18 protein-coding genes are annotated in these 15,325 nt (G+C 56.7%); 8 read left to right on the top strand and 10 right to left on the bottom strand.

Features of this window, described 5'->3' with window-relative positions; genetic code table 11:
* Nucleotides 1-128: 128 nt before the first annotated feature.
* Entirely contained in the window at nucleotides 129-731 is a 603-nt protein-coding gene (locus JN414_RS05475; protein WP_202207035.1) for a glutathione S-transferase family protein, read from the bottom strand.
* Nucleotides 732-836: 105 nt separating this feature from the next.
* Here JN414_RS05475 and JN414_RS05480 point away from each other — a divergent pair, with 105 nt between their 5' ends.
* Nucleotides 837-1,307: a GAF domain-containing protein gene (locus tag JN414_RS05480; RefSeq protein ID WP_202207036.1), complete on the top strand. Its 471-nt coding sequence runs from the start codon at nucleotides 837-839 to the stop codon at nucleotides 1,305-1,307.
* Nucleotides 1,308-1,310: 3 nt separating this feature from the next.
* Here the strand turns inward: JN414_RS05480 and JN414_RS05485 are convergent, their stop codons facing one another.
* From JN414_RS05485 to dinB, 4 genes are all read right to left on the bottom strand, one after another.
* Nucleotides 1,311-1,865, bottom strand: coding sequence for a TIGR00730 family Rossman fold protein (locus JN414_RS05485; protein WP_086633532.1), 555 nt, complete (start codon nucleotides 1,863-1,865; stop codon nucleotides 1,311-1,313).
* A gap of 35 nt (nucleotides 1,866-1,900) precedes the next feature.
* Nucleotides 1,901-3,097 carry an MFS transporter gene (locus JN414_RS05490; protein ID WP_202207037.1) on the bottom strand — a complete coding sequence of 399 codons (1,197 nt, stop codon included), beginning with the start codon at nucleotides 3,095-3,097 and terminating at the stop codon, nucleotides 1,901-1,903.
* A 154-nt stretch (nucleotides 3,098-3,251) separates the two neighbouring features.
* Nucleotides 3,252-3,737 (bottom strand): DUF2501 domain-containing protein, encoded by a 486-nt coding sequence (locus JN414_RS05495; protein ID WP_202207038.1) that lies wholly within the window; start codon nucleotides 3,735-3,737, stop codon nucleotides 3,252-3,254.
* A 65-nt stretch (nucleotides 3,738-3,802) separates the two neighbouring features.
* On the bottom strand, nucleotides 3,803-4,942 hold the full coding sequence (gene dinB, locus JN414_RS05500; protein WP_202207039.1) for a DNA polymerase IV: 1,140 nt from the start codon (nucleotides 4,940-4,942) through the stop codon (nucleotides 3,803-3,805).
* Between the two features lie 49 nt (nucleotides 4,943-4,991).
* On the opposite strand from dinB, the gene JN414_RS05505 reads away from it, so the two are divergent.
* A complete protein-coding gene (locus JN414_RS05505; protein ID WP_202207040.1) occupies nucleotides 4,992-5,558 on the top strand; it encodes an NUDIX hydrolase in 567 nt (188 codons plus the stop codon).
* A 7-nt stretch (nucleotides 5,559-5,565) separates the two neighbouring features.
* On the opposite strand, the gene JN414_RS05510 is transcribed toward JN414_RS05505, so the two are convergent.
* The 3 genes from JN414_RS05510 to JN414_RS05520 all read right to left on the bottom strand — a co-directional run bounded on the left by JN414_RS05510 (nucleotide 5,566) and on the right by JN414_RS05520 (nucleotide 7,187).
* Nucleotides 5,566-5,859: a putative quinol monooxygenase gene (locus tag JN414_RS05510; RefSeq protein WP_202207041.1), complete on the bottom strand. Its 294-nt coding sequence runs from the start codon at nucleotides 5,857-5,859 to the stop codon at nucleotides 5,566-5,568.
* 78 nt (nucleotides 5,860-5,937) lie between these two features.
* Nucleotides 5,938-6,315, bottom strand: a complete 378-nt coding sequence (locus tag JN414_RS05515; RefSeq protein ID WP_202207042.1) for a hypothetical protein — start codon at nucleotides 6,313-6,315, stop codon at nucleotides 5,938-5,940.
* Between the two features lie 47 nt (nucleotides 6,316-6,362).
* Nucleotides 6,363-7,187, bottom strand: a complete 825-nt coding sequence (locus JN414_RS05520) for a PadR family transcriptional regulator (RefSeq protein WP_202207043.1) — start codon at nucleotides 7,185-7,187, stop codon at nucleotides 6,363-6,365.
* 122 nt (nucleotides 7,188-7,309) lie between these two features.
* Between JN414_RS05520 and JN414_RS05525 the strand changes: the two genes are divergently transcribed.
* From JN414_RS05525 to hrpB, 6 genes are all read left to right on the top strand, one after another.
* Nucleotides 7,310-8,002: a TVP38/TMEM64 family protein gene (locus JN414_RS05525; protein ID WP_202207044.1), complete on the top strand. Its 693-nt coding sequence runs from the start codon at nucleotides 7,310-7,312 to the stop codon at nucleotides 8,000-8,002.
* A gap of 103 nt (nucleotides 8,003-8,105) precedes the next feature.
* A complete protein-coding gene (locus JN414_RS05530; protein ID WP_086633529.1) occupies nucleotides 8,106-9,359 on the top strand; it encodes a multidrug effflux MFS transporter in 1,254 nt (417 codons plus the stop codon).
* A gap of 14 nt (nucleotides 9,360-9,373) precedes the next feature.
* Nucleotides 9,374-9,724: a response regulator gene (locus JN414_RS05535; RefSeq protein WP_064275635.1), complete on the top strand. Its 351-nt coding sequence runs from the start codon at nucleotides 9,374-9,376 to the stop codon at nucleotides 9,722-9,724.
* A 65-nt stretch (nucleotides 9,725-9,789) separates the two neighbouring features.
* On the top strand, nucleotides 9,790-10,329 hold the full coding sequence (locus JN414_RS05540; RefSeq protein ID WP_202207260.1) for an adenine phosphoribosyltransferase: 540 nt from the start codon (nucleotides 9,790-9,792) through the stop codon (nucleotides 10,327-10,329).
* A 9-nt stretch (nucleotides 10,330-10,338) separates the two neighbouring features.
* The gene (locus tag JN414_RS05545; RefSeq protein ID WP_202207045.1) at nucleotides 10,339-11,154 is read left to right on the top strand and encodes an NADPH-dependent oxidoreductase; all 816 of its coding nucleotides are present in this window, start codon (nucleotides 10,339-10,341) and stop codon (nucleotides 11,152-11,154) included.
* 138 nt (nucleotides 11,155-11,292) lie between these two features.
* The gene (gene hrpB / locus JN414_RS05550) at nucleotides 11,293-13,779 is read left to right on the top strand and encodes an ATP-dependent helicase HrpB (protein WP_202207261.1); all 2,487 of its coding nucleotides are present in this window, start codon (nucleotides 11,293-11,295) and stop codon (nucleotides 13,777-13,779) included.
* 6 nt (nucleotides 13,780-13,785) lie between these two features.
* On the opposite strand, the gene JN414_RS05555 is transcribed toward hrpB, so the two are convergent.
* Nucleotides 13,786-14,829 carry a nucleoside hydrolase gene (locus JN414_RS05555; protein WP_202207046.1) on the bottom strand — a complete coding sequence of 348 codons (1,044 nt, stop codon included), beginning with the start codon at nucleotides 14,827-14,829 and terminating at the stop codon, nucleotides 13,786-13,788.
* 68 nt (nucleotides 14,830-14,897) lie between these two features.
* Nucleotides 14,898-15,305: a DoxX family protein gene (locus tag JN414_RS05560; RefSeq protein WP_202207047.1), complete on the bottom strand. Its 408-nt coding sequence runs from the start codon at nucleotides 15,303-15,305 to the stop codon at nucleotides 14,898-14,900.
* Between the last annotated feature and the right edge of the window lie 20 nt (nucleotides 15,306-15,325).

Genomic DNA, 15,325 nt, shown 5'->3' on the forward strand with positions numbered 1-15,325 from the left:
GTTCTTCCGAACGAAAGGCCCGACCCTTTTAAGAAGAAGCTGTGATGAGGAAACTCTTTTTATGGAATATAAATTTTTTCTAATATTCCTCGCATCAATGAGAGGATTGATTAGGAAAACGAAAATATTCATAACCTGAAATCAGATGCTTCCGCCATGGCAATAAAGTCCGGCAATGCTTCTATACGCTCCAGCCATTGCTGAATGGCGGAATAGGGCTCCAGGGAAACGCCTCCTTCAGGTGCGCGCTTGATGTAGGCGTAACAGGCCAGATCGGCGAGTGTCGGTGTTTCACCTGCAAGAAACAGCCGCTGTTTCAGCTCATCATTCATGAAGGGAAGCAGCTTCGCAGCTTTGGCTTGAGCCGGGGCAATATCTTCCGGGCGTTTCCAGAGTGTCGCGGCACGCGCCATGGCTGGCCCATAGCGCAATTCACCCGCTGCAATGGAAAACCACTTCTGAACCCGAGCCGCGCCGAGTGCATCCTCTGGCAGCCATGAACTGTCGGATGCATAGGTTTTCGCGAGATAGACCAGGATGGCATTGCTGTCCGTCAGGACGATATCACCATCTTCCAGGATCGGGATTTGCCCCAGCGGATTGAGCTTCAGCACCGCAGGGGACTGCATGGAGGCTTCTACAAAGCTGTAATCCAGCTTCAGGATCGACAGGAAAAGCCGGACGCGATGCACATGGCCGGACAGAGGAATTCCATAAAGACGTCTAGCCATGATCTGGTCCGGTAATGGTGAAAAGGACAGAGTGGCCATCGTGACGGAGACACGCAACGGCTTTATGGTCCTGTTTCATCTCATTTTAACTCAGGATCATCCGACATGAGTGCGCCTATCCATCGTCTGACCGTGGAAGATCTGGTGGAAACCGTTGAGTCGGTTGTCGCGTCTGAAACGGATCAGATTGCGAACATGGCCAATATCGCGGCCCTGCTGTTCGAGGCCTTGCCAGACATTAACTGGGCCGGATTCTATCTTTTCAAGGATGATCAGCTGGTCCTTGGCCCGTTTCAGGGGCGTCTGGCCTGTACGCGCATTCCGCTTGGGAAAGGTGTCTGTGGAACTGTTGCCCATCAGAAAACCACGCTTGTTGTCCCGGATGTGCATGCATTTCCAGGGCATATTGCCTGTGATGCTGCCTCGGCTTCCGAAATCGTGGTTCCCATCCTGCATGATGGAAACCTGATCGGAGTTCTGGATATTGATAGCCCTGTGAAGAACCGCTTCGATGCGGACGATCAGGCCATGATCGAAAAGATTGTCAGCGCCTTTGAAAAGACGCTGACAGCCTGATTTTCAGGCAGGAACGTTTTCGCGCAGATGGTTCATCAGCGCGGGAACGTCTTCTACAACGGTGAACAGCTTAAGTGTGTTGGGGGAGGCAAAGCCCTGCTCAACGGCATCGGTCAGGGTGCGGACAAGGGATTTTGCCCAGCCACCAATATTGACGATGTAAATCGGGTCCTGATGCAGGCCGAGCTGCTTCCAGGTCAGAATTTCCATAAGTTCATCAAAGGTGCCGAATCCGCCCGGGATGATGGCATACGCATCTGAAAGCTCGAACATGCGAGCTTTGCGGCTATGCATGTTGGGCGTCACCTCCAGCTCTGTCACGCCTTTATGCATGACTTCGCGGTCATGCAAGAACCCGGGAATAACGCCGATAACCTGCCCCCCTGCGGTTAGAGCGGCGTCCGCAACGGTTCCCATCAAGCCCACATGGCCGCCGCCATAAACAAGCGTAATTCCATTCTGGGCCAGAGCCGTTCCAAGTTCGGATGCACCTTCTGCATACACAGGGGAGTTGCCGAAGCGGGAGCCGCAGAAGACAGCGCAGGAACGGATGGTCATAGGAAGCAGGTCCTGTAAGGAATCGGGCAGAACGCTTAGACGGCAGGCTTCCGCCCGAGCGAACGGCTGATGAGCACACCGACCAGACAGCACACCGCAGTCGTGCCGAACATGGTCTTGTAGCCAGCAAACTCGATGACCTGCCCGAGCACAAGACCCGAACATGCAATCGCCAGATCAATGAAGATCGAATAGGCGCCCAAAGCGGCCCCACGGTTGTGTGGGCCAGCACTGTTGACGGCCAGCACGCCGAGGGCAGGGAACAGGAGGGAGAAACCTGCGCCAGTCAACGCCGCACCGATAAGAGCGGCCCCCTGGGACGGGAAAATCGCCAGACAGGCCAGCCCGACAGCTTCGATGAGCAGAGAGACGATCGCCACGAAGACGCCACCACGCCGGGCAATCTGTGAGGCGAAAAAGAACCGGATAACAACGAATACGATACCGAAGACGGACAGCGCTGTTGCAGCGCCTTCCCAGTGCAGAACGGCATAATACAACGCCAGAAAGGACGAGATGGCACCGAATCCGATGGAGCCAGCCGCCAGTGCCATGCCATGCGGCAGAACCACCCGAAGCGCGCGTGCAAACGGAACAGGCTTTTCCGTGGCCGGGAGAGGCTTGATCCCTTTGTAAAAGCCGATCAGGGCAAGGCCAAAAAGCGGGAGAAGGGCAGACAGGATGCCGACCGAGACAATGCCGCCATAAGGATGAGGAAGCTGTGAGAGCTTGGCGCCAATCGGTGCACCAAGAGCAATGCCTCCATAAGAACAGATACCGTTCCACGAAATGGCAATAGCTGTGTTTTCAGCTCCGGCCCGGCGGATATTCCAGACAATGACGCCCGTGGCGGCCCAGCTTTCTGCCCAGCCTAGAAACAGACGACTTAAGAGCAAAATTCCAAGGGAAACGGCTGGTGTCTCGCCTGACCAACCCGCACCGATCATCAGCAGACCTGAGATGAGGCATGTCACCAGTCCGCCTAAAACAACCGGTTTGGGACCAATACTATCGACTAGGCGCCCGGCAGAAGGGCGCGCTGCGAATGTCGCAAGATATTGCAGTGAGAAGGCCAGACCAGCGATCGTCGTGCTATAGCCCAGCGTATGGTGCACGAAGATCGTCAGGACGGCATTGGGAAGTCCAATAACGATGTAAACCAGAAGATTGAACAGAACGACGGTAAGAACCCGCTTCGTCGGTGAACTCACCGGCGTTTCTTCCGCAGTCATGTCTTCAGTCTCCCGTCTTTGTAAGTAACTAACTGGTTACGTCCTGTCAGGCATAGGACAGTTTGAACGATCCGTCACGGTCAATGGACCCCTCAGGTCCAAAAAACAACAGTATGTGATCTCTCGGGAATGAACATCCCGAGAGAAGGTGGCCTTAAAGCATGTTCTGCAGGCGGCTTGAAACCGCTGAGCACACTTTCTGGCGCAACGGCTCTGCCAGTGAGGACAGGGAGTATTGCTGGGACGTGTTCGTCTGGTTGCTGACGGCCTGAAGAATGCCCTGCTGGCCAGCACTGTATGCGGGGCTGTTGGTCACGCCTGCTGCCTGTGTGGCTGTGGAGAGAAGACCTGTGGCATTCGTGCCCGTGGCCAGGTTGTTCGTCACACAATAGTTCAGAACACCAGCAAGATTACTGGTGGATGTGGACGAAAGATTTGGCAGGCCGAGGGCACCCGTCAGGCCACTGGTTAGCTGTGAAGCCGTGCTCTGGGCTGCGGCCGTTGCAGCGGATGTCGCGGCAGCTTGCGTTTCCGGGTTCTGTGCAGCCGATACACCAGACGTGCAGCCTCCAAGGGAGAGGGCGGCAATGGTGGCAATTGCACCGGTTGAGAAAAGGGCTGGCAGGCGGAACGGAACCATGGAATTTCATCTCCTGTGAAGACAACCAAGAGGCGCGATATGCCTCTTTTGTGTCCTAACAACGCTCAAAAGAGAGAAAGTGAGCGAAAAACCTGTCGATTTTCGGGGAGCGTCGTTTCTGGCTGATCGAAAGCAAGCTGCATCTGTGAACTCTCGTCCGGTATCTCCAGCGATGGCGCCGCGAGAGCCGATAACGTGAGGCCGAGAAGACGCACGCCGGGCACTAAAGGAAAAAGCGGCGTCAGGAGAGACTGCCCAACTTCGGCTAGAAGTGCCTCGGACCCAACGGAGACAGGCAGACTGCGGGCTCGCGTAATTTGGCGGAAATCTGCATATTTGACCTTGAGAGTTATGGTTCGGCCTGTGATCTGTTTGCGCTGGGCCTGTAGCCAGAGTTTGGTGGCTATCATTCCAAGAGCATTGCGTGCGGCGGCTTCATCTCGCAGGTCTGTCAGATAGGTCTGTTCCGTTCCCAAAGACTTGCGCTCGCGATTAACCACGACGGGGCGGTCATCAATCCCGCGGGAAATGCCATGATAGAAGGAAGCGGCCTTTCCAAAGTGGCGCGTGAGCGTGAGCAGATCCATTTTTCGAAGGTCCGCACCGGTTTCGATGCCCAGAGCATTCATTTTTCGGGCAGTTGCCGGGCCAATTCCATGAAACTGGTCTACGGACAAACTTAGCACAAAATCTGGTCCCATTCGTGGCGTGATGACAAAAAGCCCATCAGGTTTGCGGTAATCGGACGCCAGTTTGGCCAGAAACCGGTTGTAAGAGACCCCAGCGGAAGCTGTAAGGCCGGTTTCTTTGCGGATGTCTGCACGAATGCGTTCCGCAACCAACGTGGCCGAACCATAGGCGCCCAGATAATCCGTGATATCCAGATAGGCCTCATCAAGTGAAAGAGGCTGGATGAGGGGCGTATATCGGGCAAAGATCTCGTGGATCTGCATGGAAACAGCGCGATAGACGTCAAACCTGGCCGGTACGAATACAAGATCCGGACAGAGGCGCTTGGCTTTCAGGGACGGCATTGCAGAGCGCACACCAAAAGGACGCGCTTCATAACTGGCAGCGGCAACAACGCCACGGGCCTCGCCCCGTCCAACCGCGAGGGGGCGGCCACGTAAGGACGGGTTATCTCGCTGTTCGACAGACGCATAAAAAGCGTCCATGTCGATATGCACGATCCGGCGGGACTCCATCTGTACAGTGTCGCCGATCAACAGGAACGAAACAAGATCGGATCAGTCCATGAGCATCGAAGACGCCCGTCGCGCCGCTGGTTTCCAGACAGTCTCAAGCCGTCTGGCTTACAGCAATCCGTGGACGGCCCTGCGAGAGGACATCATCATTCATCCCAACGGCAAGAAGGGCCTTTATGGCATTGTCGAGCGTGGAGAGTTTGTGGTGATCCTGCCCATGCATGCTGATGGCCGCGTGACCCTGATCCACCAGTTTCGGTACCCAGTTGGGGAGCGCCTGCTCGAACTGCCAATGGGAATGTGGGAGACCAAAGAGAACGTCGATCCTGTCGAGCTTGCTCTTGGTGAACTCCGCGAGGAAACGGGCCTGCGCGCGGGCGAGATGATTCATGTGGGAACGATGTATCAGGGGGCCGGATATTCGAACCAGAAAGGCCACGTCTTCCTGGCACGTAACCTCACGCGCGGTGAAAGCGAGCTGGAAGACACCGAGCAGGACATCACGACGCAAGACATGACGCTGGGCGAATTTGAAGACCTGATCGCCCGTGGCGAACTTAAATGCATGGTGTCTCTGGCTGCCTTTGCGCTGATTCGCGCAAAGGGCCTGATCTGACGTCCGTTCAGATTACCGTATCGAGAAACACAACTTTCGAGCCGCCGTCTTCAACCAGTGTTTCTATGGCCTTGTTGAAGACGCGGCCGTGCTCGTTGGAAATATGCGTTCTGAAAGCGGCTTCATCACGGTAGCTTTCCTCCACATAGAAAAAATCAGGGTCTTCTGCCAGTGTGTGCACAACGAAGCGCTCACAACCGGGCTCAGCGCGCACATCGGCAGCTAGCGCGATCAGAAGGTCACGGACCTTCTCACGGCAGCCCGGCAGGGCTTTCATCGTGGCGTACAGGGATTTGGACATCGATCTTATCCGCATTAATGGTCTGAAAAGCGTGTCATCATTGGGCCTCCTGACGATCTACATCAAGTGGGGCAGTGCTTAACCTTTCCCGATGAGTTCCTGACATCGCATGAATGACAGTTTTTCGCGAAAAATGAACAGGACATAGTAGTCCAGCTCACGGCTGCGGGTCTTTGTCGTGCGGGTATAGAATGGATAAATATCCAAAGGCCCCTGCAACCCTGCAGGGCGAGGCTCTGACTTTAAAATACAGTCCACCCGGAACAGCGGCATATAAACTGCATCTTCCCCAGGATTGCGCCGGACGTGCCACAGATTGCGCCGGAATTTCTTAAGCCGGTCAGGAAGCGCAAAGATCATTGTTTTTTCAATGAAGCCGGCTGGAAAGACTTCAGGCCGATAGTACTGCATGTCTTCGGGCATGTTGCAGAAGTAGGGGTGGTCCTGAACAATCATGACCACCCTTTACTCCATACATTCGCTCAGACGAAGAGGCGTGATCTTCAGTCGGCGGATGGCTTGTCTTCTGGTGTTTCACCGCTGATGTCGGCTGCAGCCTGCCGCAGGATCTGCACCACCCGGCGCAGTTCCTCCGCATTTGCTCCGCGACGGGATTTCAGTGCCAGCTTCAGAGCCAGACGTGCCTCATGCAGGTCCTGACCCAGGCTGGGATCAAGATCATTCACTCCACTGAAGGCATCCCGAACTTCCGACATCCGGGCACCAATCCGGGCGAGGACCTCGAGAATACGATTCGCCGTCTCCCGGTTCGCTTCATAATGGGTGCGTCCCTCATCCGTGAGACTGTAAAGCTTACGGTTGCCTTCCTGTGTGACGGCGGTCAGGCCAGCCTCTTCAAGATAGGTGAGGGAAGGGTAAATGACGCCAGGGCTCGGCTTGTAAAAGCCACCGGAGTGCTCTTCGAGGCGGCGGATCAGTTCGTAACCATGCGCAGGCTGATCATGGAGAAGGGCTTCAATGACAATCTGAAGTTCCTCAGCTGTCAGTTTGCGACCACGTCCGAAAGTGTCGTCACCAAAGCCGCCGCCACCGAACCGGCCGCCCCCGCGTGGTCCCCGACCACCAAAGCCGCGTCCGCCACGACCTTCGCCACCCCGGCCACCAAATCGGCGCCCTGCGTGTTCGCCACGCTCTGGAGGAAATCCGCCTTCGCGGAAGTCCGGACGATCCTGCATTTTTTCTCCTTCGCTGTTTAATGCGTCGCTGCGGCTTCGACCGCCCTTGCGATGCTTGTGTCCCCCGAAGCCAAAACCCCGGGAGAACTTTGAGAAACCGCGCTCAGCACGTTCGGTATCATGTTTGAACATTCTGTTTTCCTTCATTCGATATGTCGTACGATATAGTATCTTAAGATATATCTGCAAGTGTTTCTTTTTCAAAATCTGCGCGTGCCATAGCCGCGTGCCGTTTCCGCTGGTATCCGGCGGAGATGGGTAGCCCGATCTCTTCCCCTCCTGACCCCGAACTGCGGCGCACATTTCGTCAGCTGGTGCCCTGGCGTGCTGCTTTGACGATTGGTGCGATGCTGTTGTGTGTGGCGCTGTTGCAGCGGTTGCCTTTCATTCATCGTCTGCTGGAAAACGCGCCGCATTGGCACGAGACTCCCTATGCAGCCATCTGGTTCCTGCTACTGGCCATTCCGTATTGTGCCTGCGGTCTGCCGCGACAGGCGTTGTGCATTGCCGCGGGGCTGGCGTTCGGAGTCTGGGGCGGTCTGGGCCTGTGTTCTCTGGCGTATATGCTCGGTGCGATGGCGGCTTATGGCTGGGCCAGAGTGCTTGCACCGGTAAAATTTCGACAAAGGTTGCATGACCGCCTGCAAAGGAATTATGCAGCGCTGGCAAGAATCCTTCATCGCAAACCCTTCCGTGCTGTTCTGACCTTGCGGCTCATGCCTGTTGGGTCTGCTCTGCTGGTCTCCATGGCAGCCGGATTATTTGAACTTCCGCTTCCAGCCTTTGCGTTGGCAACCTGCCTTGGCGGTTTGCCTCAGAACCTGGTGTTTGTTCTGGTAGGGGCTGGCACACGTATTGGTCATATGATCCAGCTTGGTCTCGCGGGTGGCCTGTTTGTGGTTTCTGGCGTTCTGGGAGCATTGCTCCTGCGTCAGGCAGATGAATAACCGTTCGAACATCTCGTTCTGAACGATTCACTGGTTTGATCCGTTCGTGAGGGACGGGTCCTTTCTCATCTTCTGAACATTGCTTTTTCACAGGCAGAAACGAATGACAGAACAGAGCATGGCGTTCCGGCGTGGAGACACCATTCCGGGATGGTTGCCGCTTATGCTGGGTATCTTCACGGCAGTCGGACCTGTCTCCACAGATATCTATCTCCCGGCCCTCCCTGAAATGGAACGCCAGCTTCATTCTGCTCCCGGTTCAGGCAGTATCACCATGGCTGCCTGGGTTATCGGACTGGCCATTGGTCAGATCACGATTGGCCCGGTTTCAGACAGGTTCGGCCGACGGCTGCCGCTTCTGATTGGCATGATCGGATACACAATCGGCGAGATCGGCTGCGCACTGGCCCCGACCATGACCATCATGTGCATCTGCCGGGTTTTTTCAGCTCTGATGGCCTCGGCTGGACTGGTGATTCCCAATGCATGTCTTCGGGATCTCACGGAGGGTGATGAAGCATCCCGCCTCATGTCGCGCCTGATCGTTGTGCAAGGTGTTGTCCCGATTCTCGCGCCCATGCTGGGTGGCTTTGCGCTGAAGTTTGTGGACTGGCGGGTCATTTTCTGGGCCACGGCCGTGTACGGCGGGCTCTGTACCCTGATGCTCCTGACCGTATTCCCGGAGACGCTCCCCACGCAGGAGCGCCGGGACATGCGGCCTCTCTCCATCATCGAACGCTATATCTATATTCTGCGGACCCGCAGCTTCATCACGAATGGCCTCGTCTGGAGCTTTCTGGGCTTCGTAACCTTCACCTATCTGACAGGCGCTCCCACGCTGTTCGAAGAGCGCTTCGGCATGTCTCCGTTCCATTACGGAATGCTGTTTGGTCTGTTCGCCGTCTGCATGATCGGGGCCTCTGCCATTAATGGGCTTGTGGTGGGGAAGGTCAGTACGACGCACATGCTTTTCAGTGCGCTGGGAATCAGCCTGACAGGCAGTATCCTCTTCCTGGCGCTGGCCGTCATTTCCGCTGTTGATCTGACATCGGGCGGACAGCTTCGATCCTTCTTTCTCTGGCCGCTTATCATCTCGCTTGTCATCACAATGGCGCCAACAGGCATCATTGGACCCAATTCAATGGTTGGCATTCTGTCCGAACAGTCCGAACGTGCAGGCTCGGCTTCTGCTCTGGCAGGAACAATGCAGTACCTGTTCGGAGCGGTAGCAAGTGCGCTGTTCGGTCTGATGTCCCCCGGGACGGCCATTCCATTTGCGGGCTTTCTGGTGTTCGCCTTCTGCGCGGCAACCGTGTTTGCTCTGCTGAGGCCCAGACTGCCATCATCAGCGCCCTGAAGGAGTTGAGAGTGATGCAGGTACTTCTTGTTGAAGACGATGTGGCCGTGGCCCTCGTGGTAAAGACGGTTCTGACGCGGGAAGGATGGGACGTTCATCTGGTTGAGGATGCTGAAAGTGCCTTGGCATGGGACGGGTCCGCAGACCTGCTGGTGACCGACTACAATCTTCCAGGTGTGCTCAATGGTCTGCTGCTGGCCCGGAAACTGCGGGAACAGAATGCCAGCCTTGCCGTGGTTCTCATGTCAGGAGACTTCGAGGAGGGGCAACTGATGGGCGAAAGTGTCGCTGTTCTGCCCAAGCCATTTCGCAGGAATGCGCTGCTTGAAGCTATCGATCAGGCCCGGAACGCAATCCGGGCTTGAGTTGTAGGGGAAGAGTCCCCTACATGGCCCGCTGTTTGCCACGCCCAGAAGAAAGCAGTGCCGTCATGTCGTTTCAGGAACCCCAGCCGCTCAACCTCAAGGACTACATCCGTGAGGTTCCCGATTTTCCGAAGCCGGGTATCCTGTTTTACGATATTTCCACGCTGATCCGCTCTGCCGAAGCCTGGCAGGTTGCAACGGGCCGTCTGGCACGTATCATTTCTGCCTGGCAGCCGGACCTGCTGGCTGGCATCGAAAGCCGTGGCTTCCTGACAGCAGCGCCTCTGGCACAGCGCCTCGGCTGCGGCTTCACCATGCTGCGTAAGCCGGGCAAGCTGCCGGGTGAGACAATCTCCCTGAAGTACGGTCTCGAATATGGCGAGGACGAACTCCATATTCAGGCTGATGCCATCAAGCCGGGTCAACGCGTTGTCGTTCTTGATGATCTGTTGGCCACCGGTGGCACGCTCGCTGCCTCCATCGACCTCCTGCGCAAGGTTGGTGCAGAAGTTGTGGGTGCGAGTGTGTTGATCGAGCTTGCAGGTCTCAAGGGACGTGACAAATTGGATGTCCCGCTGAACGCACTCATCACTTACGAAGACTGAGGAACCACCATGTCCGGCATTTCTTCCCTGTGGCAGACCCGCTATCGCACTGACGCCCCAAAAGACCTGCCGGACAATCCGGTTCTCCAGACTCTTCTGAAACACCATTCTGTCCGGGCCTATCTCCCGGATGCGCTGCCTCCCGGAACGCTGGAAGCTGGAATTGCGGCATCCTCTTCTGCGGCAACGTCCAGTAATCTGCAGGTATGGTCCGTTGTTGCGGTCGAAAATCCGGAGACGCGGGCAAAGCTTGCCGAACTCTGCGGTAATCAGAAGCATATCGAAGTTGCACCGTTGTTTCTGGCCTGGATCGTCGATCTGGCGCGTCTGGAACGGATTGCGGAACGGGCAGGCAAGGGTAGTGAAGCGCTGGATTATGAGGAAATCTTCCTCATGAGCACGCTGGATGTCGGTATTGCTGCCCAGAATGCTGTGACGGCGTTCGAGTCCATGGGGCTTGGGACTGTTTACATCGGTGGTCTGCGGAATCATCCGGAAGACGTTGCCAAGCTGCTCAACCTGCCGCCCAAAACCGTTGCAGTTGTTGGTCTCTGTGTGGGACGTCCTGATCCGTCGGCTCAGAACGGTTACAAGCCGCGTCTGGGGCAGGATGTCGTGGTGCACCGTGAACGCTACACTTCCGCAAATGAAGCCGAAGGTGTCGCAGCTTATGACCGCGTTGCCGATGCCTATCAGCAGGAGCAGGGCCTTGCACCGCGAGCATGGTCTGAAACCGTGGCAAGTCGTGTGGATAGCTACCATGGGTTGAGCGGCCGCCATGTCATGAAAGCTGTGCTCAACCGGCTTGGGTTTGCTCTGAAATAAGATGGTGGTGACGGAAGCTGGACGTGGACGCTTGCACATCTGAGCACCCATTGAAGAGAGTCGGGTTTTGAGACATCTGTCTCCAATTACGCTCAGTGTTGCTGTTCCACGTCGAGCTCCTAATTCCGGAGTTTTGTCCTGAGCGATTTCCTTTCTCCGAATCTTCCGGTTGCGGCTGTTCTTCCTGATCTTCTGAAAACATTAGAGCGGCAGCCGAATGCTGTTCTCGTTGCTCCTCCCGGTGCCGGTAAGACAACCTTGACGCCGCTGGCACTGCTTGAGGCGGCATGGCTTGCGGGGCAGAAAATCATTCTGGTCGAACCTCGCCGTGTTGCTGTGCGAGGGGCCGCGGCACGGATGGCCTCCACGCTGGGAGAGCGACCGGGTGAAACTGTAGGCTTTCGTACGCGCACCGACAGTGCAGTCTCAGGCCGAACGCGTATTGAAGTTGTGACGGAAGGGTTGCTTGTACGGCGCCTTTTGGCAGACCCAACGTTGGATGGGGTTGGCGCTGTCCTGTTTGATGAGGGGCATGAGCGCTCGCTGGATCTGGATGCGGCTCTAGCGTTCTGTCTGGACCTCCAGCGTGAACTCAGGCCGGACCTCCGCCTTTTGGCCATGTCCGCAACGCCGGATGGGCGTGCGTTTACAGATCTTATGAATGCCGCCCTGATCGAGAGTGAAGGCCGACAATATCCCATTGATATACGCCACACCCGGGATGTAATGCACCCGCGTGACCTGCCAGAAGCCTGCGTACGCGCTATCCGGCAGGCTTTTACAGAGGAAGAGGGCGATATTCTTGCGTTCCTTCCCGGCGTTGGGGAAATTCGCCGAACACAGGCTCTGCTTGGAGATGCTGTGCCTGTTTTTCTTCTTCATGGAGAACAGACGACAGAAGATCAGGACCGCGCGATTGCGCCATCCGACAGACGGCGTGTTGTGCTGGCAACGTCGATTGCCGAAACTTCCGTGACGGTTTCCGGGGTTCGGATTGTTGTCGATGGTGGTCTGCGCCGGGTACCGCGTCTGGATTCCAACACAGGGTTATCCCGGCTGGAAACACTGAAGATTTCGCGTGCGACGGCCACTCAGCGCGCGGGGCGTGCGGGGCGTCAGTCTCCTGGTATCGCGATCCGTCTGTGGTCCGAGGCTACACAACGCTCTCTGCGGCCACAGGATGTGCCCGAAATCCTTGTTGCGGATTTAACGGACTTCGCTCTTGTGACGGCAGCCTGGCAGGACGTCATGGGAACAGCGCCCGACATGTTGCCACTCCTTGATGCGCCTCCTGCCGGAGTGCTTGCAGGTGGGCGTGAGTTGTTGCGTGAGTTGGGTGCCCTGAATGAAGCCGGTCAGATTACGGCTCTTGGAAAACGCATGGTGGGGCTTGGAACACACCCGCGTCTTGCGGCCATGCTCTGTGCGGCGAAAACCATCCCCGAGCGTGTGACGGCTGCCTGCCTGGCCGCTCTTCTGGAAGAGCGTGATCCTTTGCGCCCCAGACCGAATATGCCTTCCGGGGCATCTGCGGGAGCGGACATTCGCACACGTCTGGCTTTGTTTGAGCGGGATGATCCACGAGCGGACAGGGCCAGCCTGTTCCATATGCGTCAGGCGGCGAAGCGCTTTCTGCGTCGCATGGGTGGCAAAGACCTTCCACTAAGCCCGATGCCGTCTCATGCAGGGCCACTTCTGGCCGCCGGTTTTCCTGATCGTGTGGCGCAGGCTGCGGGAGAAATTGGACGATTTCGGCTTGCAGGCGGCGGGAGTGCCCGTGTGCAGGCCAATGACGGTCTTGCACGGGAGAAGCTTTTGGCTGCCGCAGCTTTTCACACGCGAACGTCGACGGAAATCACGCTTGCGGCGCCTCTGGATGCTGAACATTTGCCCCAGACGCTTCTGGATCGGACAACGGAGCAGGTTGAAACCAGTCTGGATGGGGCTTCAGGTCGGATTATCGCGCGACGCAGGCTGCGTCTGGGCGCGTTGATCCTGCGTGATCGCAATACAGAAGTAACGCCTGAGGAGGCGCAGGCACTTCTTCTGCAGCAAATCGCGGCTGATCTTGCCCGCACTCTGAACTGGTCTGACGCAGCCTTTCAGTTCCAAGCCCGTGTGGCGCATGCACGCGCGACCTACGCGCCTCATCTGCCGGACCTGTCGATGGCTGCTCTTGCTGATGATCTGGCATGGCTGGAGCCATATCTCGCAGGCTGCGATCGTCTGACTCAGGTGAAAGCTCTCGATCTTCTGTCCATTCTTCGGGCCCGTATGGACTACAGCGACCTTTCCGCACTGGATCGAAAGCTGCCGCCTCGTCTGACGCTCAAAGCCAGCACCCACGACATTGATTATACAGGGGCCGTGCCAACAGTGTCTGCACGAGCACAGGCATTCTATGGCACGGCCGGAACACCGTTGCTCGCTGATGGCGCCGTGCCGCTTCAGTGTGCATTGCTCTCACCGGCTGGCCGCCCACAGGCCATTACTGCTGATCTTGCCGGTTTCTGGAAAGGGAGCTGGTCAGATATGCGCAAGGACATGCGAGGGCGCTACCCAAGGCATGACTGGCCTGAAGATCCGGCAACGGCTGAACCGCCAAAGCCACGTCCCAAACGCTAGGTTCCATCAGGCCATCTGGAAAACTGCCTTACGGAACAGGGAACGCACGCCCTCGGCGTCCACCTCCGTGCAGATCTGAACAGATGGGCGATTGTCCCAGTCTCCGGGTGGATAAACCCGACCGTCTGCTTTTTGAACAGATTCACCCAGGGTAACGCCTTCCGTCGAGACGCGAACGGCACCTTTCTGGGTTTTGAACAATTCCGGCGCAATCACGTATGCTGCAGCAGAGGCATCGTTGACATAAATGCCGTCCAGACCAAGCCCTCGATGAAACGTCATGTAGACCCGCGTGATATCCCACAGGAAACGTCCTGACGGGCCTCCATGCTGGCGCAGGTTTTCGAAGTAGGCGTCTGTCATAAGAGTTTGTGTCGTGACATCGAGCCCTACGATTGTTACCGGCCAACGCGCGGCACAGATCTCATCGGCAGCTCGTGGATCGCCATGGAAATTGGCTTCCGCCGCGGGTGTCACATTTCCCCGTGCATCGTGATGCCCGAATGCGCCGCCCATCAGCACGACATCCTTCACCAGACTGGCAATGTCTGGCGCCTTGCGCAGAGCAAGAGCGAGGTTTGTCATGTGTCCTGTCGCGACGAGAGTGATCTCGTGTGGGTTGGCGCGCACCAGATCAATGATGAGATCATGAGCAGGGCGAGGATCGAGTTTTTTGTGGACTGCCGAGAGAGGAATATCTCCCAGAGCGTTTCGTCCATGAATGGTGACAGGAGGGGACGATGTCACACCATCCAGAGACGCGCCCTGGCCTTTTGAAACCGGGACATCGATCCGGAAGCGTTCGGCCAGATAGAGCGCATTGCGTGTTGTGGTGTCGATCAATCCATTACCGGCCGCAGTCGTAATGCCCATCAGCTCGATGTTTGGCGTGCCATGCAGCAAAAGAAGCGCCATTGCGTCATCGATGCCAGGATCTGTATCGAAAATGACTTTTCGTTGCGCAGGTGCAGCGCGGGTCATATTCGGGAGCAGAGACAAGGATGCAAACCCGGCGGACTGAGCGAGCAGGGAGCGACGGGACATGCGCATGACAGGTTATTCCTTGAGAAAACGAAGTTACCGTTACCATCAAGGAATGACCTGTCTGCGGCAAGCTTTTAGCGGAGCCTGATTGCGAAGCGTCCTGCGCCAGCGGCGGCAAGAGCGAGTAGGCCCCCTGCAATGCTGATGTTCTTATAGAAATGGATCATCATGTCGTAGCGGAGCATTCCGGACATCGTCCAGAAATGATGGCCGATCAGCCCTGTCACGATGGTGTAGAGGGCAAGAACAATCGCAATGGGTTCCACTAAAATGCCGCCAAGCAAAGCCAGTCCTGCCCCGAGCTCCACGACGATAGCGAGGATGGCTGACAGGGTGGGAACAGGCGCACCGGTCTGAATCATGTAGGACACTGCCGCGGGGAAGTCCGCGAGTTTGCCCCATCCCATCACGAGGAAGAGACCGGCGAGCAATACGCGACCTGTGAGGAGAAGGGCATCGCGAGGCAGAAGATTGGTGAGCATCGGGAAAATCTTTCGAAGCA

Origin of the sequence: Gluconobacter sp. Gdi (assembly GCF_014132155.1) — a bacterium.
In the GTDB taxonomy this organism is placed as follows: domain Bacteria; phylum Pseudomonadota; class Alphaproteobacteria; order Acetobacterales; family Acetobacteraceae; genus Gluconobacter.

Excerpts from the sequence above, each read along its gene's own strand:
- JN414_RS05475 (WP_202207035.1), bottom strand. The coding sequence starts at position 731 with ATGGCTAGACGTCTTTATGGAATTCCTCTGTCCGGCCATGTGCATCGC.
- JN414_RS05480 (WP_202207036.1), top strand. The coding sequence starts at position 837 with ATGAGTGCGCCTATCCATCGTCTGACCGTGGAAGATCTGGTGGAAACC.
- JN414_RS05485 (WP_086633532.1), bottom strand. The coding sequence starts at position 1,865 with ATGACCATCCGTTCCTGCGCTGTCTTCTGCGGCTCCCGCTTCGGCAAC.
- JN414_RS05490 (WP_202207037.1), bottom strand. The coding sequence starts at position 3,097 with ATGACTGCGGAAGAAACGCCGGTGAGTTCACCGACGAAGCGGGTTCTT.
- JN414_RS05495 (WP_202207038.1), bottom strand. The coding sequence starts at position 3,737 with ATGGTTCCGTTCCGCCTGCCAGCCCTTTTCTCAACCGGTGCAATTGCC.
- dinB (WP_202207039.1), bottom strand. The coding sequence starts at position 4,942 with ATGGAGTCCCGCCGGATCGTGCATATCGACATGGACGCTTTTTATGCG.
- JN414_RS05505 (WP_202207040.1), top strand. The coding sequence starts at position 4,992 with ATGAGCATCGAAGACGCCCGTCGCGCCGCTGGTTTCCAGACAGTCTCA.
- JN414_RS05510 (WP_202207041.1), bottom strand. The coding sequence starts at position 5,859 with ATGTCCAAATCCCTGTACGCCACGATGAAAGCCCTGCCGGGCTGCCGT.
- JN414_RS05515 (WP_202207042.1), bottom strand. The coding sequence starts at position 6,315 with ATGATTGTTCAGGACCACCCCTACTTCTGCAACATGCCCGAAGACATG.
- JN414_RS05520 (WP_202207043.1), bottom strand. The coding sequence starts at position 7,187 with ATGTTCAAACATGATACCGAACGTGCTGAGCGCGGTTTCTCAAAGTTC.
- JN414_RS05525 (WP_202207044.1), top strand. The coding sequence starts at position 7,310 with ATGGGTAGCCCGATCTCTTCCCCTCCTGACCCCGAACTGCGGCGCACA.
- JN414_RS05530 (WP_086633529.1), top strand. The coding sequence starts at position 8,106 with ATGACAGAACAGAGCATGGCGTTCCGGCGTGGAGACACCATTCCGGGA.
- JN414_RS05535 (WP_064275635.1), top strand. The coding sequence starts at position 9,374 with ATGCAGGTACTTCTTGTTGAAGACGATGTGGCCGTGGCCCTCGTGGTA.
- JN414_RS05540 (WP_202207260.1), top strand. The coding sequence starts at position 9,790 with ATGTCGTTTCAGGAACCCCAGCCGCTCAACCTCAAGGACTACATCCGT.
- JN414_RS05545 (WP_202207045.1), top strand. The coding sequence starts at position 10,339 with ATGTCCGGCATTTCTTCCCTGTGGCAGACCCGCTATCGCACTGACGCC.
- JN414_RS05555 (WP_202207046.1), bottom strand. The coding sequence starts at position 14,829 with ATGCGCATGTCCCGTCGCTCCCTGCTCGCTCAGTCCGCCGGGTTTGCA.
- JN414_RS05560 (WP_202207047.1), bottom strand. The coding sequence starts at position 15,305 with ATGCTCACCAATCTTCTGCCTCGCGATGCCCTTCTCCTCACAGGTCGC.